This is a genomic window from Arenimonas composti TR7-09 = DSM 18010 (assembly GCF_000426365.1).
Taxonomy (GTDB): domain Bacteria; phylum Pseudomonadota; class Gammaproteobacteria; order Xanthomonadales; family Xanthomonadaceae; genus Arenimonas; species Arenimonas composti.
Window position 1 is genome coordinate 21,074 of the sequence record NZ_AUFF01000013.1, and the last position, 13,481, is coordinate 34,554.

11 protein-coding genes are annotated in these 13,481 nt (G+C 70.4%); 9 read left to right on the forward strand and 2 right to left on the reverse strand.

All coding sequences use genetic code 11. From position 1 onward, the window contains the following. Positions 1-23 precede the first annotated feature (23 nt). Complete coding sequence (locus K311_RS0112755) at positions 24-1,520, reverse strand: aminotransferase class III-fold pyridoxal phosphate-dependent enzyme (protein WP_026817629.1); 1,497 nt, start codon at positions 1,518-1,520, stop codon at positions 24-26. 208 nt (positions 1,521-1,728) lie between these two features. Between K311_RS0112755 and K311_RS0112760 the strand changes: the two genes are divergently transcribed. The 9 genes from K311_RS0112760 to secF all read left to right on the forward strand — a co-directional run bounded on the left by K311_RS0112760 (position 1,729) and on the right by secF (position 11,802). Continuing rightward, positions 1,729-2,658 carry an ABC transporter ATP-binding protein gene (locus K311_RS0112760; protein ID WP_026817630.1) on the forward strand — a complete coding sequence of 310 codons (930 nt, stop codon included), beginning with the start codon at positions 1,729-1,731 and terminating at the stop codon, positions 2,656-2,658. Further along, a complete protein-coding gene (locus K311_RS0112765; protein WP_026817631.1) occupies positions 2,655-3,437 on the forward strand; it encodes an ABC transporter permease in 783 nt (260 codons plus the stop codon). The genes K311_RS0112760 and K311_RS0112765 overlap by 4 nt, the downstream gene beginning before the upstream one ends. 76 nt (positions 3,438-3,513) lie before the next feature. Then, the gene (locus K311_RS16950) at positions 3,514-4,671 is read left to right on the forward strand and encodes a sensor histidine kinase (protein ID WP_051240128.1); all 1,158 of its coding nucleotides are present in this window, start codon (positions 3,514-3,516) and stop codon (positions 4,669-4,671) included. Further along, positions 4,668-5,270, forward strand: coding sequence for a response regulator transcription factor (locus K311_RS0112775; RefSeq protein ID WP_026817632.1), 603 nt, complete (start codon positions 4,668-4,670; stop codon positions 5,268-5,270). Before K311_RS16950 ends, K311_RS0112775 begins: the two co-directional genes overlap by 4 nt. Before the next feature lie 106 nt (positions 5,271-5,376). Then, positions 5,377-6,528 carry a tRNA preQ1(34) S-adenosylmethionine ribosyltransferase-isomerase QueA gene (gene queA / locus K311_RS16955; protein WP_081683456.1) on the forward strand — a complete coding sequence of 384 codons (1,152 nt, stop codon included), beginning with the start codon at positions 5,377-5,379 and terminating at the stop codon, positions 6,526-6,528. Beyond that, positions 6,525-7,643: a tRNA guanosine(34) transglycosylase Tgt gene (gene tgt / locus K311_RS0112785; RefSeq protein ID WP_026817633.1), complete on the forward strand. Its 1,119-nt coding sequence runs from the start codon at positions 6,525-6,527 to the stop codon at positions 7,641-7,643. Before queA ends, tgt begins: the two co-directional genes overlap by 4 nt. A gap of 898 nt (positions 7,644-8,541) precedes the next feature. After that, entirely contained in the window at positions 8,542-8,883 is a 342-nt protein-coding gene (gene yajC / locus K311_RS0112790; protein WP_026817634.1) for a preprotein translocase subunit YajC, read from the forward strand. A gap of 56 nt (positions 8,884-8,939) precedes the next feature. Continuing rightward, positions 8,940-10,814 (forward strand): protein translocase subunit SecD, encoded by a 1,875-nt coding sequence (gene secD / locus K311_RS0112795; RefSeq protein WP_026817635.1) that lies wholly within the window; start codon positions 8,940-8,942, stop codon positions 10,812-10,814. A gap of 55 nt (positions 10,815-10,869) precedes the next feature. Continuing rightward, positions 10,870-11,802: a protein translocase subunit SecF gene (gene secF, locus K311_RS0112800; RefSeq protein ID WP_154659562.1), complete on the forward strand. Its 933-nt coding sequence runs from the start codon at positions 10,870-10,872 to the stop codon at positions 11,800-11,802. Between the two features lie 834 nt (positions 11,803-12,636). Here the strand turns inward: secF and K311_RS0112805 are convergent. Next, complete coding sequence (locus K311_RS0112805) at positions 12,637-13,452, reverse strand: inositol monophosphatase family protein (RefSeq protein ID WP_026817637.1); 816 nt, start codon at positions 13,450-13,452, stop codon at positions 12,637-12,639. Positions 13,453-13,481: the final 29 nt, after the last annotated feature.

The following is a 13,481-nucleotide window of genomic DNA, read 5'->3' on the forward strand; positions in this document are numbered from 1 at the left end:
CGCCCGGCAGGATTTTCAGCGTTTCAGGCCGCCTCGGCCCGGGTCTTGCGCGGGCCTTCGCGCAGCGCAGTGCGGACCGCCGCGATCACCAGCTCGACTTCCTCTTCGGTCACCGCGAAGTGCGGGGTGAAGCGCAGCGAGTTGGTGCCGCCGTGGATCACGCCGATGCCGCGCTCGCGCATGTACTCCTCGATCGAGTCGCTGCCGTAGCACTTGAAACCGGGGTCGAGTTCGCAGCTGAACAGCAGGCCGGTGCCCTGCACCTTGGTGATCAGCCCGCCGAGCTCGTCCTTCAGCGCCAGCAGGCGCTGCACGAACTGGCGGCCACGCTCGCGGATGTTGCTGCGCAGCTCCGGCGTCAGCTGGCCGAGCACCGTCGCGGCGATGTCGAGTGCGCGCGGGTTGCCGGTCATCGTGTTGCCGTAGACGCCCTTGCGGTAGATCGCCGCGGCGCGCGGGGTCGCGGCGACCACGCTGAGCGGGTACTGGCCGCCGTTGAGCGCCTTCGAATAGGTCTCCAGGTCCGGCGCTTCCATGCCCTCGAAGCCCGGGTAGTCGATCACCGACAGCACGCCGTGCGCGCGCAGGCCGGCCTGGATCGAGTCGACAAGCAGCAGGCTACCGTGCGCCTTCGTCAGTTCGCGCGCGAGCGCATAGAACTCGACCGGCACCGCCCGGCCCGGATCGCCTTCGCCCATCACCGGCTCGAGGAACATGGCCTCGATGAACCAGCCGTTGGCATCGGCATCGGCGAACACCTGGCGCAGCTGTTCGAGCGAGTAGGGCTCGACGGTCAGCAGGCTGGTCTCGTCGCGGAAGCTGGCGAGGTGGTCCAGGTAGGCCTTGCGGGTGGAATCGGAATAGATCGCCGGGCGCTCGGTACGGCCGTGGAAGGCGCCCTTCACCGCGAGGCGCTTGACGCTGCGGCCGGCGTGGCGGGCGCCCGCCTCGGTCATCGCCTTGGCGTTGATGTCGACGATGCGGGCGGCCAGCGACACCGCCTCCGAGCCCGAGTTCAGCGCCATGAAGCGCTCGTAGGGGCAGCCGCCGCGGCTGTGGCCGATCTCGGCGCGCATCGCGCGGTCGAAGCGCAGCTGCGACAGCGACGGGGTCATCACGTTCGCCATCACCTGCGGCGCCGCCATCGCGGCGAGCACCGGCGCCGGCGTGTGCCCGAAGCCGAGCATGCCGTAGCCACCCGAGTCGTGCAGTACCGCGCCCTTCAGCGTGATCACCCAGGGGCCTCGCGCCGCCAGCGCGACGTACGGGTTCACCGCATCGTCCGGATAGAAGTTCACGAAGCCCGCCTGCACCGCCTCGATCTGCGCCTGCTCGTCGAGCTCCAGCAGTTCGGCGAACTCGCCGGCGATGCGCGCATGCGCCTCGACCGCGGCGGCGACGGCGTCGCGCAGGTCTGGGAAGCGCTCGCCGAGGCGCCGCACGGTGGCGTCGTCGAGGCCGGAAGTGCGGATCTTGCCCGCGTGCGAACGCAGGGGCTTGAGCTGGTCGATCAGGGTCATGGCGGGTCTCCGGGAGCGGCGCGAGCCGCAGTGGCGCAAGCGCAGTCGGCTCGCGCTCTGTGTAGTGAAATCAACGACTTGCGGCCGATTCTACCATCCTCGGGGGGGCGGGGCGAGGGGCGCCTGACGAATGTCACGCGAACCCGTGACGGCATCCACTGACCGCGAAAGCCGCCGAAGCCGAGAGTGCGCGGCCAGGAGGTGGCACATGAACGGGATGGATCGATCGATGCCGCTGGCCGCACTGCGCGGGGCCGGCAAACGTTACGGGGCGGTGCGGGCGCTCGACGGCGTCGGGCTGGAGGTGCGCGCCGGCGAGGTGCTGGCGGTGCTCGGCGCCAACGGTGCCGGCAAGACCACCGCGCTCGGCCTGCTGACCGGCCGCATCGGCTGCGACGAGGGTAAGGCCGAACTGTTCGGTCGCGACCCGCGCGACCCGCTCGCGCGCCGCGGCATCGGCGTGATGCTGCAGGACACGCAGCTGCCGGACACGCTGCGCGTCGACGAGCACGTGCGGCTGTTCTCGAGCTATTACGGCGATCCGCGGCCGCTCGCCGAAACCCTGGCCCTGGCGGGGCTAGAAGCGCTGGCGAAGCGGCGCTACGGCGCGCTGTCGGGCGGCCAGCAGCGGCGCGTGCAGTTCGCGCTGGCGATCTGCGGCCGGCCGCCGCTGCTGTTCGTCGACGAGCCCACGACCGGACTGGACGTCGAGGCGCGCCGCGCCTTCTGGCAGGTGCTGCGTGCGCTGCGCGCCGGCGGTACCGCGATCGTGCTGACCACGCACTACCTCGAGGAGGCCGATGCGCTGGCCGACCGCATCGTGTTGATGGCCGGTGGCCGGGTGCTCGCCGACGACAGCCCGGCGGCGCTGAAGGCGCGGGCGAGCGCCCGCCGCGTGCACGGATTCAGCGCGCTGGCGCCGGAAGATCTGCGCGCCTGGGACGGCGTGCGGACGGTCGCCATCGGCGATGACGGCCGCCTCGACGTGAGCTGCGACGATGTCGAGGCGCTGCTGCGCCGCTGGTTCGCCGCCGATCCGCAGCTGCACGGCCTGGAAGTCCGCCAGCAGAGCCTCGAGGACGCCTTCCTGCACCTGACCGCGGCACCCGCCGCACGCCACGACGAGGTGAGCGCATGAACGCCACGACCCTTGTCATCCCGGCCGGCGCCGGCCGCCCTTCGCTGCTGCGCATCCACCTGCTCGAGGCCTGGTACGAATTCCTGAAGGTGCTGCGGCAGCCGGCGTTCGCGCTGCCGACGCTGTGTTTTCCGGTGATCTTCTACCTGGTGTTCGCGGTGCTGGTGCCGGGCGAGTGGGGCGGGCTGCACAAGGCCGCCTACCTGATGGCGACCTACGGCGCCTTCGGCGTGATCGGTCCGGCCCTGTTCGGCTTCGGCGTCGGCCTCGCGATCGAGCGGCAGCAGGGCTGGCTCGAGCTCAAGCGGGTGTCGCCGATGCCGGTTTCGGCCTACTTCGTCGCCAAATTCGCGATGAGCATGGCCTTCGGTGCCGTCGTCACGGGGCTGCTGGCGCTGTGCGCGACCGCGTTCGGGGGCGTCGAACTGAGCGCGGCACAGTGGCTGAAGCTGCTCGCCGTGCTGCTGCTCGGCACGCTGCCGTTCTGCGCGCTCGGGCTGTTCATCGGCACGCTGGCGAAGGGCGAGGCCTCGGTCGCGATCGTCAACCTGGTCTACCTGCCGATGGCGCTGCTGTCGGGGCTGTGGATGCCGCTGTTCGTGTTCCCGGCCTTCGTGCAGAAGCTCGCGCTGGTCTGGCCGGCCTGGCACCTCGGCCGGATGGCGCTCGGGGTCGTCGGCCAGGCCCAGGACGTGGACTACGGCCTGCACGCCGGCGTGCTGCTGGCGACCGCGCTGCTGTTCCTGTCGCTGGCCGCGCTGCGGCTGCGCGCGAAGTGAGGGCCGGCCATGAGGCCCGCGAAATCAGTGGAAATCCGCTAAGGTCGCGCCGACTCCCGTGCCCCGCAGGACCCGCATGACCGCCCGCCTGAGCACCGAGAAGCCGGCGCCGCCGGCGCATCGCCCGGCGATCGAGCTCGCCTACCTGGTGTTCGTGTTCCTGCCGCTGTTCTTCTGGCCGCAGCATCCGGCGCGGGCGCTGTGGACCAGTCTGCTCGCGGTCGCGCTGTTCGTGCCGATGTTCGTGGCGTTCCATCGCGACCCGGTGCGCTGGCGCGGACTGATCGCGGTGGTCGCCGCGCTCGGCTTCGCGCTGATCCCGCTCAATCCCGGCGGCAACACCTTCGTGATCTACGCGGTGGCGATGGCCGGCGTCGTGCTGCGGCCGCGCACCGCGGTCGCGCTGGCGATCGCGCTGCTGGCGGCGACGGCGGCCGAGTTCGTATTCGTGATGCCGAACCTCGGCCTCGCGCTGGGCTACATCGTGATGATCTCGGTGATCGCGAGCCTGGTGCTGGTCGGCGTGCTGGTCGAACGCGATCGCACGCGCAGGAATGCCGAGCTCAAGCTGAGCCAGGAGGAGGTCGCGCGGCTGGCGGCGCTGGCCGAGCGCGAACGCATCGGCCGCGACCTGCACGACCTGCTCGGGCACACGCTGTCGGTGGTCGCGCTGAAGTGCGAGCTCGCCGGCCGTCTGGTCGGGCCCGATCCGGACGCGGCGCGCCGGCAGATCGGCGAGGTCGAAACGGTGGCGCGGCAGGCGCTGGCGCAGGTCCGCGAGGCGGTGGTCGGCATCCGCGCGGCCGGGCTGCAGGCCGAGCTGGCGGCGGCGCGGCTGGCGCTGCTGTCGGCCGAGATCCGCCTCGACCAGCAGCTGGCCCCGGTGGAGCTTCCGGCCGCGGTGGAGTCCACGCTGGCGATGGCATTGCGCGAGGCGGTGACGAACGTGATCCGGCATGCGGGTGCGCGCCGCGTCGAAGTCGAACTGCGCGCCGACGCCGGGGGTATGCGTCTGGCCATCGCCGATGACGGCCGCGGCGGCGTCGGCCGGGCCGGCAACGGTCTCGCCGGAATGGGCGAACGGCTCGCCGCGCTGGGGGGCGCCCTCGAAATCGACAGCCCGCCGGGCGGCGGCACCCGGCTGCTGCTGCGTCTGCCGCCGACGGCGCTGACCCTTGCCTCGGGGACGTACCCCGTAGGAACGGGGACGGACCCCGTAGGAAAGCCGTCGTGATCCGCATCGTGCTCGCCGAGGACCAGGCGATGGTGCGTGGCGCCCTGGCCGCCCTGCTGGGCCTCGAGGGCGACCTGCAGATCGTCGCCGAGGCCGGCGATGGCGACGCCGCCTGGCAGGCGCTCACCGCGCACCGGCCCGACCTGCTGGTCACCGACATCGAGATGCCCGGCATGACCGGCCTCGACCTCGCGCTGAAGCTGCGCGATGTCGACCTGCCGACCCGCGTCGTCGTACTGACCACCTTCGCCCGCGCCGGCTATCTGCGCCGCGCCCTGGACGCCGGCGTGCGCGGCTACCTGCTGAAGGATGCGCCGGCGGCGCAGCTGGCGGCGGCGCTGCGCAACGTGCACGCCGGCGGCCGCGCGATCGACCCGCAGCTCGCGGTCGCCGCCTGGGGCGAGGAGGACCCGCTCAGCGAACGCGAACGCCAGGTGCTGCGCCTGGCCGGCGAAGGCATGAAGAGCGCCGACATCGCCCAGCGCCTGCACCTGTCGCAGGGCACCGTGCGCAATTACCTCTCGGAAGCGATCGGCAAGCTCGGCGCCGGCAACCGGATCGAGGCGTACCGGACCGCCCGTGCGCGTGGATGGCTTTGACGGGCAGTTCGTGGTTCGTACGAGGTACGAGGCAGGAAAGGCAGCAGCGGCGGGCTTCTGACTACCTCGTACCTCGTACGAACTACGAACTACGCTTTCCGCGATAATGCGCCCCCCGAACCGGCCGCATTCCGTGAAGAAGAGCGATTTCCGCTACGACCTGCCGCAGGAACTGATCGCGCAGCAGCCGCTGCCCGAGCGTTCGGCGGCGCGCATGCTGGTGGTCGGGCCGGACGCGCCACCGTATGCGGACCGGCAGGTGCGCGACCTGCCGGATTACCTGCGCCCGGGCGATTTGCTCGTTTTCAACGACACCCGGGTGATCCCGGCGCGGCTGCACGGCGCCAAGGAGAGTGGTGGCCGGGTCGAGGTGATGATCGATCGCCTGCTCGGCGGCCACGAGGTCATCGCCCAGGTGCGCGCGAGCAAGTCGCCGAAGGCCGGTGGCCGCATCGTGCTCGACGAGGGCACGGCGATCGAGGTGCTCGGCCGCGAGGGCGAGTTCTACCGTCTGCGCTTCGACACCGCCGAGCCGCTCGAGGAACTGCTGCAGCGCGCCGGCCGGCTGCCGCTGCCGCCCTACATCGAGCGCGAGGCGGAGGACGCCGACCGCGAGCGCTACCAGACCCTGTTCGCGCGCCACAGCGGCGCCGTCGCCGCGCCGACCGCCGGCCTGCATTTCGATGCGCCGCTGCTGGAAGCGCTGCGCGCGCGCGGTGTCGAATTCGGGCATGTGACCCTGCATGTCGGCGCCGGCACCTTCCAGCCGATGCGTGCCGAATCGGTGCACGAGCATGTGATGCACGCCGAATGGCTGAACGTCGGCGCCGAACTCTGCGCCCAGGTCGCGAAGATCCGTGCCGCCGGCGGCCGCGTGATCGCCGTCGGCACCACCGTCGTGCGCGCGCTGGAAACGGCGATGCGCGACGGCGTGCTCAAGCCCTTCGCCGGCGAGACCCGCATCTTCATCTTCCCCGGCCAGCGCGTGCGCAGCATCGATGCGCTGCTGACCAACTTCCACCTTCCCGAGAGCACCCTGCTGATGCTGGTGTCCGCCTTCGCCGGCCGCGAGCGCATCCTCGCCGCCTATGCGCACGCGGTGCGCGAGCGCTACCGCTTCTTCAGCTACGGCGACGCGATGCTGCTGTTTCCCCCCGCCGCCCCTGTTCCTCCTGTAGGAGCGCCTTCAGGCGCGATGGACGGTTCGCGAAACGGCATCGCGCCTGAAGGCGCTCCTACAACGGGAGGATCGCGATGAGCCGGATGGCATTCGCGCTGCTGGGCACGGACGGCGCCGCCCGCCGCGGCCGGCTGACGTTCCCGCGCGGCACCGTGGAGACGCCGGCGTTCATGCCGGTCGGCACCTACGGCACGGTGAAGGCGATGCTGCCGGAATCGGTGCGCGACACCGGCGCCGAGATCATCCTCGGCAACACCTTCCACCTGTGGCTGCGCCCCGGCATCGAAGTGATCGCGGCGCACGGCGGCCTGCACGGCTTCTGCAAGTGGAACGGGCCGATCCTCACCGACAGCGGCGGTTTCCAGGTCTGGTCACTGGCGAAGATGCGGAAGATCACCGAGGAGGGCGTCGCCTTCGCGGCGCCGACCGACGGCAGCCGCGTCTTCCTGTCGCCGGAAGTGAGCATGCAGGTGCAGCGCGCGCTCGACTCCGACATCGTGATGATCTTCGACGAGTGCACGCCGTATCCGGCCACGCACGAGGTCGCGAAGAAGTCGATGGAACTCAGCCTGCGCTGGGCCGGGCGCAGCAAGCGTGCCCACGAAGGCAACGACGCCGCGCTGTTCGGGATCGTCCAGGGCGGCACCCATCACGACCTGCGCGCGCGCTCGGCGGCCGGACTGATCGACATCGGCTTCGACGGCTATGCGGTCGGCGGCCTCGCCGTCGGCGAACCGGCCGAAGAACGCGAGGCGACGCTCGAGGCCCTGTGCCCGCAGCTGCCGGCCGACCGGCCGCGCTACCTCATGGGTGTCGGCAAGCCCGAGGACATCGTCGAGGCGGTCGCGCGCGGCATCGACATGTTCGACTGCGTGATGCCGACGCGCAACGCCCGCAACGGCCATTACTTCGTGCGCGGTGGCCAGGTGCGCATCCGCAACGCGAAGTACGAGCACGACCTGCGCCCGATCGAGGAGGGCTGCACCTGCTACACCTGCCGCAGCGGCTATTCGCGGTCCTATCTGCGCCATCTCGACCGCTGCAACGAGATGCTCGGGTCGATGCTCGCCACGATCCACAACCTGCACCACTACCAGCAGCTCATGCGCGACATCCGCGCCGCGATCGACGCCGGCACCTTCGCCGAGTTCCGCGCCGCGTTCCACGCCACGCGCGCGACGGGCTCCGGCTAGCCGCTCGCGCTGCCCCGGCCTCCGCGGGTACGTCGCCCGGCCTGCGCGGGTACGTCGCCCCGGCCTGCGCGGGTAGGTCGCCCCGGCCTCCGCGAAGGTCACGAGCTTTTTTCCTCCGCGCGGCTCAGAAAAAACTCGTGGCCTTCGCGGAGGACGGGGCCGATTGGCCGGGCGGCGGGCCGGGGATCGACCGGCGTCAGCGCCCGCGACGAGCGAAGCCCGATGCGTTGGCGGCGTGTTCGCGGACACACCCCCTGCCGGCGACCGGGCTGCCACGGCGGCGATCGGGCCAGCCAGCGGTGACCGCGGAGCCTGCATCGCGGTGAGCGGGCGTCCCGGACATCGCCGCCGGGAACCTCATCCGGATCACGACTCGGCGTGTGCCGGGCCGAACGTGGCCGGAGGCGCCGGCGTCCGCGACCTTCGCGGCTTCGTTGCGGCGTCGGTCTTCGGACCCGTAACGCGCGCGGCGGCGCCGCGCCGCGCCGCAGGCGCGCGACCGTGGCCGAAGGACTGGCAAGCGGCGGAGCGGGGGGAGGGGGCGGCGGCGCAGTTCGGCCCGGCACATGATCGAGGCTCCGCTCGTGGCGCGATTCCCGTACCTCCAGGGACGGGACGCACCCTTCCTGCATCGAAAGCACCGCGGTCACCGCTGGCTGGCGCGATCGCCGCCGTGACGCCCCGGTCGCCGGCATGGGGCGGGTCCGCAGAGGCGCCGCCAACGCATCGGGCGACGCCCGTCGCGGGCGCTGATGTGGGTCGGTCCCCGGCGCGCCGCAGAAAACCGGGCCTGGGCGACGTAGCCGCAGGCCTGGGTGGGACAGGCGAGGGGCCCGGGCGAGTGGGCGGGGGTGTGGCATACTTGCCCGCTTGTTGTCGCCTTGGGAAGTGCAAGTCCATGAGTTTGCTCGATTTCCTGATTTCCCCCGCCGCCGCCGCCCCGGCCGCCGGCACCCCGCCCGGTGGTGGCCTGCTGGGCTTCGCGCCGCTGATCATCATCTTCGTGCTGATGTACTTCATGATCATCCGCCCGCAGAGCAAGCGCGCGAAGGAGCATCGCGAGATGGTCTCCAAGCTCGCGAAGGGCGACGAGATCCTGACCACCGGCGGCATCGCCGGGCGCATCACCGATGTGGGCGACGACTTTGTCACCGTCGAGGTCGCCGAAAAGGTCGCGATCAAGGTCCAGCGCGGCGCCGTTTCGGCGGTGCTGCCGAAGGGCACGTTGAAGGCCGCCTGAGCCACCCCCATCCGATCCACCCTCGGCCCTGACCGGGCCGCTACCGGTTGTCGCCCATGCTTCAGTACTCCACCTGGAAATACGTGGTCGCCGCGATCGTGATCGCGCTGTCGGCCCTGTACTCGCTGCCCAACCTGTATCCGAAGGAACCTGCGGTGCAGGTCGCGCTGAACCGGGGCACCGCCGACGCCGGCACCGTGGAGCGGGTACGCTCCGCACTGACGGCGGCGCAGGTCGCGACGACCGACATCGCGATCGAGGACGACAAGGTACTGGTGCGGGTCGCCGACGCCGAATCGCAGACGAAGGCCAAGGACGCGATCGACGCCGCCCTCGGCGACGAGTTCACGGTCGCGCTGAGCCTGGCCTCGACGGTGCCGTCGTGGCTCGACTCGCTCGGCGGCAAGCCGATGTCGATGGGTCTGGACCTGCAGGGTGGCGTGCACTTCCTGCTGCAGGTCGACCGCGAGGCGGCGATCGAGAAGCGCGCCAACGGCTTCGTCGAGGAGATCTCGGCGCTGCTGCGTTCCGGCGGCTACTCCTACCAGAGCGTCGCCCGCAACGGGAACGGCGTGGTGGTCCAGCTCGGCGAGAACGAGAGCACGGACCGCGTCCGCGCCGCGCTCGGGCGCGAGGTGCCGGAACTGGTCGTCGAGACCAGCACCGCGCAGCCGGGCCGCATCGTCGCGACGATGCCGCCGGCGCTGATCGACCAGATCATGAGCGACGCGATCGAGCAGAACCGCACGACGCTCGACAACCGCATCAACGCCCTCGGCGTCGGCGAGCAGGTGATCCAGCGCCAGGGCGAGGATCGCATCGTCGTGCAGCTGCCCGGCGTGCAGGACACCACCGGGGCCCGCCGCATGATCGGCGCCACCGCGACCCTCGAATACCGGCATGTGGTCGCCGAGGGCGTGCAGGCGATGGAAGCCGCGCGCACCGGCGTTATCCCGCCGGGCGCCAGGCTCTACTACATGCGCCAGCGCGCGCCGGACGGCAGCCGCATTCCGATCCTGCTGTCGTCGCGCGTCATCGTCTCCGGCGACCAGCTGGTCAACGCCACCTCGCAGTACGACGGCCAGAGCGGCACCCCGTCGGTCGCGATCGAACTCAACAACGCCGGCGGCAACCGCATGCTGGCGCATACCCGCGACCACGTCGGCCAGCAGATGGCGGCGGTCTACATCGAGACGATCCCGGAAGTGCGGGTCGTGAACGGCGAGGAAGTGATCACCTCGCGCACCGAGGCCGAGGTCATCAACGCCGCCCGCCTGATCGGCGTGTTCGGCAAGAACTTCCAGACCACCGGCCTCGACAGCATGACCGAGGCGACCGAACTGGCGATGCTGCTGAAGGCCGGTTCGCTGGCGGCGCCGATGGTGATCATCGAGGAACGCATCATCGGCCCGAGCCTCGGCGCCGAGAACATCGAGCGCGGCCTCACCGCGGTGTTCTGGTCGTTCGGCTTCGTGCTGATCTTCTTCCTGATCTACTACAAGATGTTCGGCATCGTCACCAACCTGGCGCTGCTGCTGAACCTGCTGATGGTGATCGCGGTGATGTCGGTGATCGGCGCGACCCTGACATTGCCCGGCCTCGCCGGCATCGCCCTGACCGTCGGCATGTCGGTCGACGCCAACGTGCTGATCAACGAACGCATACGCGAAGAGCTGCGCAACGGCATGACACCGCTGACGAGCATCGTCAACGGCTACGACAAGGCCTCCGGCACGATCGCCGACGCCAACGTCACCGCGCTGCTCGCCGGCCTGGCGATGGCGGTGTTCGGCTCGGGCCCGATCCGCGGCTTCGGCGTCACCCTGATCATCGGCATCCTGACCTCGATGTACACCGCGGTCTCGGTGTCGCGCGGCATCGCCACCCTGATCTACGGCCGTCGGCGCAAGCTGACCGGCCTGGCGATCTGACGGAACTGCAGGAGCGAACGTGGAACTGTTCCCGTCCAACAGCAACATCAAGTTCATGTCGGCGAGCAAGCCGGCGATGGCGATCTTCTTCGTGCTCGTGCTGGTCGCCTTCGTCGGCCTGGCGACGAAGGGCTTCAACTACGCGCTGGACTTCACCGGCGGCACCGTCGTCGAGATCGCGTTCGAGAAGCCCGCCGACGTCGAGGGCGTGCGCGAGCGCCTCGAGGCCGCCGGCTACTCCAGCCCGATCGTGCAGACCTTCGGCGCCGGCGACGACCTCGTGATCCGCCTGCAGCCGCCGGAAACCGACGACGAGCGCCCGCTGGAATCGGCGCCCGCGAGCGAGAAGGTCGGCGCCGCGATCCTCGCGGTCGCACAGACCGCGGATAATCCGGGCAAGGTCGTGCGCAGCGACTTCGTCGGTCCGCAGATCGGCAACGAGCTGGCGCTCAACGGCATCTACGCCGCCGTGTTCGTGGCGCTGGGCTTCCTCGCGTACATCGCGATCCGCTTCGAGTTCAAGTTCGCGGTCGCGGCGGTGGTCTCGACCCTCGGCGACATCGCCCTGGTCTGTGGCTGGTTCGCGTTCAGCCAGCACGAGTTCGACCTGACCGTGCTCGCCGGCGTGCTGTCGGTGATGGGCTTCTCGATCAACGACAAGATCGTGGTCTTCGACCGCGTGCGCGAGAACTTCCGCCTGCTCAGCAAGCTCGAGCCGAAGGAAGTGCTGAACCGCTCGATCAACCAGACGCTGTCGCGTACGGTGATCACCTCGTTCGTCGCCTTCCTGACGGTGCTCGCGCTCTATCTGTACGGCGGCAATTCGCTGACCGGCATGGCGGAGTCGCAGATGATCGGCATCGTGATCGGCACGCTCTCCTCGATCCTCGTCGCCTGTCCGCTGCTGCTGGCGCTCGGTGTCACCAAGCAGGACCTCCTGCCCAAGGCCCGCGCCGACCTCGACGCCGAACTCGCCCGCCGCCCGTAAGCGTTTCCCTCGGCGCATTGTTGGTTCATCGGCCCGGCCTCCGCGCAGGGCACGAGCTCTTTTCCTCCTCGCGGCTCGGAAAAGACTCGTGTCCTGCGCGGAGGCCGGGCTCGTTGCACGTCGGCGCCGGGGGAAATGCTTTCGCCGGCTTTTGCCTGGCGCGGGCGGGTTCAGCTTCGACGCGTCGGGTCGATTGATTCGGCGGGCGTCTTTCCGGATCTTCGTAGCGGCGTCGCGCCTGCAGTCGTCGGCGCGGAAGCGTGCTCGCCCGGCTTCGTCACCGGGAACCAGTTCCGGCTCACGACCCGGCGGGTGCCGAGCCGAACGCGGACGCGGCGCCGGTGTTCGCCGCGATCCTGCTCCGCCCGTTGTCGGGCTTCGGCAACGACGTAGAAGCCGGGCCGCATCAACCGGCGCGCGCCGCCCGGCATCCGAAGACCGACGCCGCAGCGAAACGGCCGACCCCAGCAAGCCCGCGCCATCGGCCGCGTTCGGCTCGGCACTCCACGAGTCGTGATCCGAATGAAGTTCCCGGCCCCGAAGCCGCAGCCCCGCTTCTCACGCCAGAGCAGCGGCGAACGCAGGCAGCAAGTCGGGGCCGCCGCCATTTCCGGATGGTCACAGGGGCGCCGGGCGCAGCCCGACACCGCTACGGGTTCCGCCTGCAGCACGCGCGCGCTGCGCGCCTCTGGAGCGGCGAGGAGATCCGGCCGCGGCGACCGTGCGGGCCGCAAGTTTTTTCCGAGCCACGCGGAGGAAAAAAGCTTGCGGTTCGCGCGGGCGGCGCGGGGACGCCCCGCACCCGCTCCAGACCGCAAAGCGCGAAAGCGGGAATCAGACGGAGAAGGCCGCGGTGTAGCCGGAAGCGGTGAGGGACTTCTGGAGCGCGTCGGAGAGCTTGAGATTGCCGGCGACGATCTGCGTCGAGGCGCCGGTCGTGAGCAGCCGCTCGCTGCGCCCGAGGAAATCGCAGACCCGCCCGCCGGCCTCGCGCACGATCAGCATGCCGGCGGCGATGTCCCAGGGCTTCACCCCGGCCTCGAAATACCCGTCGACCCGGCCGCAGGCCACGTAGGCCAGGTCCAGCGCGGCCGAACCGGTGCGGCGCACGTCCTCGGCCTCGGCGAGCAGGGCCTCGATCGCCGCCAGCTGCGGCGCCAGTCGCGCACGCTCACGCGGCGGGAAGCCGGTGACCAGCATCGCGCCCTTGAGGTCCTTGCGCTCGCCGATGCGGAGCTTCTTGTCGTTGAGCAGGGCGCCGGAACCGCGCGAGGCGGTGAACAGCTCGTTGCGCAGCGGGTCGAAGATCACGCCGTGGATCGGCTCGCCGTTCTCGACGACGGCGATCGACACGCAGAAATGCGGGAAGCCGCGCAGGAAATTCGAGGTGCCGTCCAGCGGATCGATCACGAAGGTGTAGCGGCCCTTGCCCATCGCCCCGGATTCCTCGGCGAGGATCCCGTACTCGGGGAAGGCGCGGCGCAGCTCGCGTATGATCTCGGCCTCGGCCGAGGCGTCGACTTCGCTGGCGTAGTCCTGCTTCGACTTCTCGAAGACGTTCAGCGCGTCGAGCTTGCCGACGTGGCGCAGGATCAGGTTGCCGGCAGCACGGGCCGCCTTGACCATGACGTTGACGACAGGTTTTTGCATGGGCCCGTCCGGATGACCGCTGGATTGGA

What these genes read in the sequence shown, in the direction of transcription:
- K311_RS0112805 (WP_026817637.1), bottom strand. Translation starts at nt 13,452, where the DNA reads ATGCAAAAACCTGTCGTCAACGTCATGGTCAAGGCGGCCCGTGCTGCC.
- tgt (WP_026817633.1), top strand. Translation starts at nt 6,525, where the DNA reads ATGAGCCGGATGGCATTCGCGCTGCTGGGCACGGACGGCGCCGCCCGC.
- secF (WP_154659562.1), top strand. Translation starts at nt 10,870, where the DNA reads ATGTCGGCGAGCAAGCCGGCGATGGCGATCTTCTTCGTGCTCGTGCTG.
- queA (WP_081683456.1), top strand. Translation starts at nt 5,377, where the DNA reads ATGCGCCCCCCGAACCGGCCGCATTCCGTGAAGAAGAGCGATTTCCGC.
- K311_RS0112760 (WP_026817630.1), top strand. Translation starts at nt 1,729, where the DNA reads ATGAACGGGATGGATCGATCGATGCCGCTGGCCGCACTGCGCGGGGCC.
- secD (WP_026817635.1), top strand. Translation starts at nt 8,940, where the DNA reads ATGCTTCAGTACTCCACCTGGAAATACGTGGTCGCCGCGATCGTGATC.
- K311_RS0112755 (WP_026817629.1), bottom strand. Translation starts at nt 1,520, where the DNA reads ATGACCCTGATCGACCAGCTCAAGCCCCTGCGTTCGCACGCGGGCAAG.
- K311_RS0112765 (WP_026817631.1), top strand. Translation starts at nt 2,655, where the DNA reads ATGAACGCCACGACCCTTGTCATCCCGGCCGGCGCCGGCCGCCCTTCG.
- K311_RS16950 (WP_051240128.1), top strand. Translation starts at nt 3,514, where the DNA reads ATGACCGCCCGCCTGAGCACCGAGAAGCCGGCGCCGCCGGCGCATCGC.
- yajC (WP_026817634.1), top strand. Translation starts at nt 8,542, where the DNA reads ATGAGTTTGCTCGATTTCCTGATTTCCCCCGCCGCCGCCGCCCCGGCC.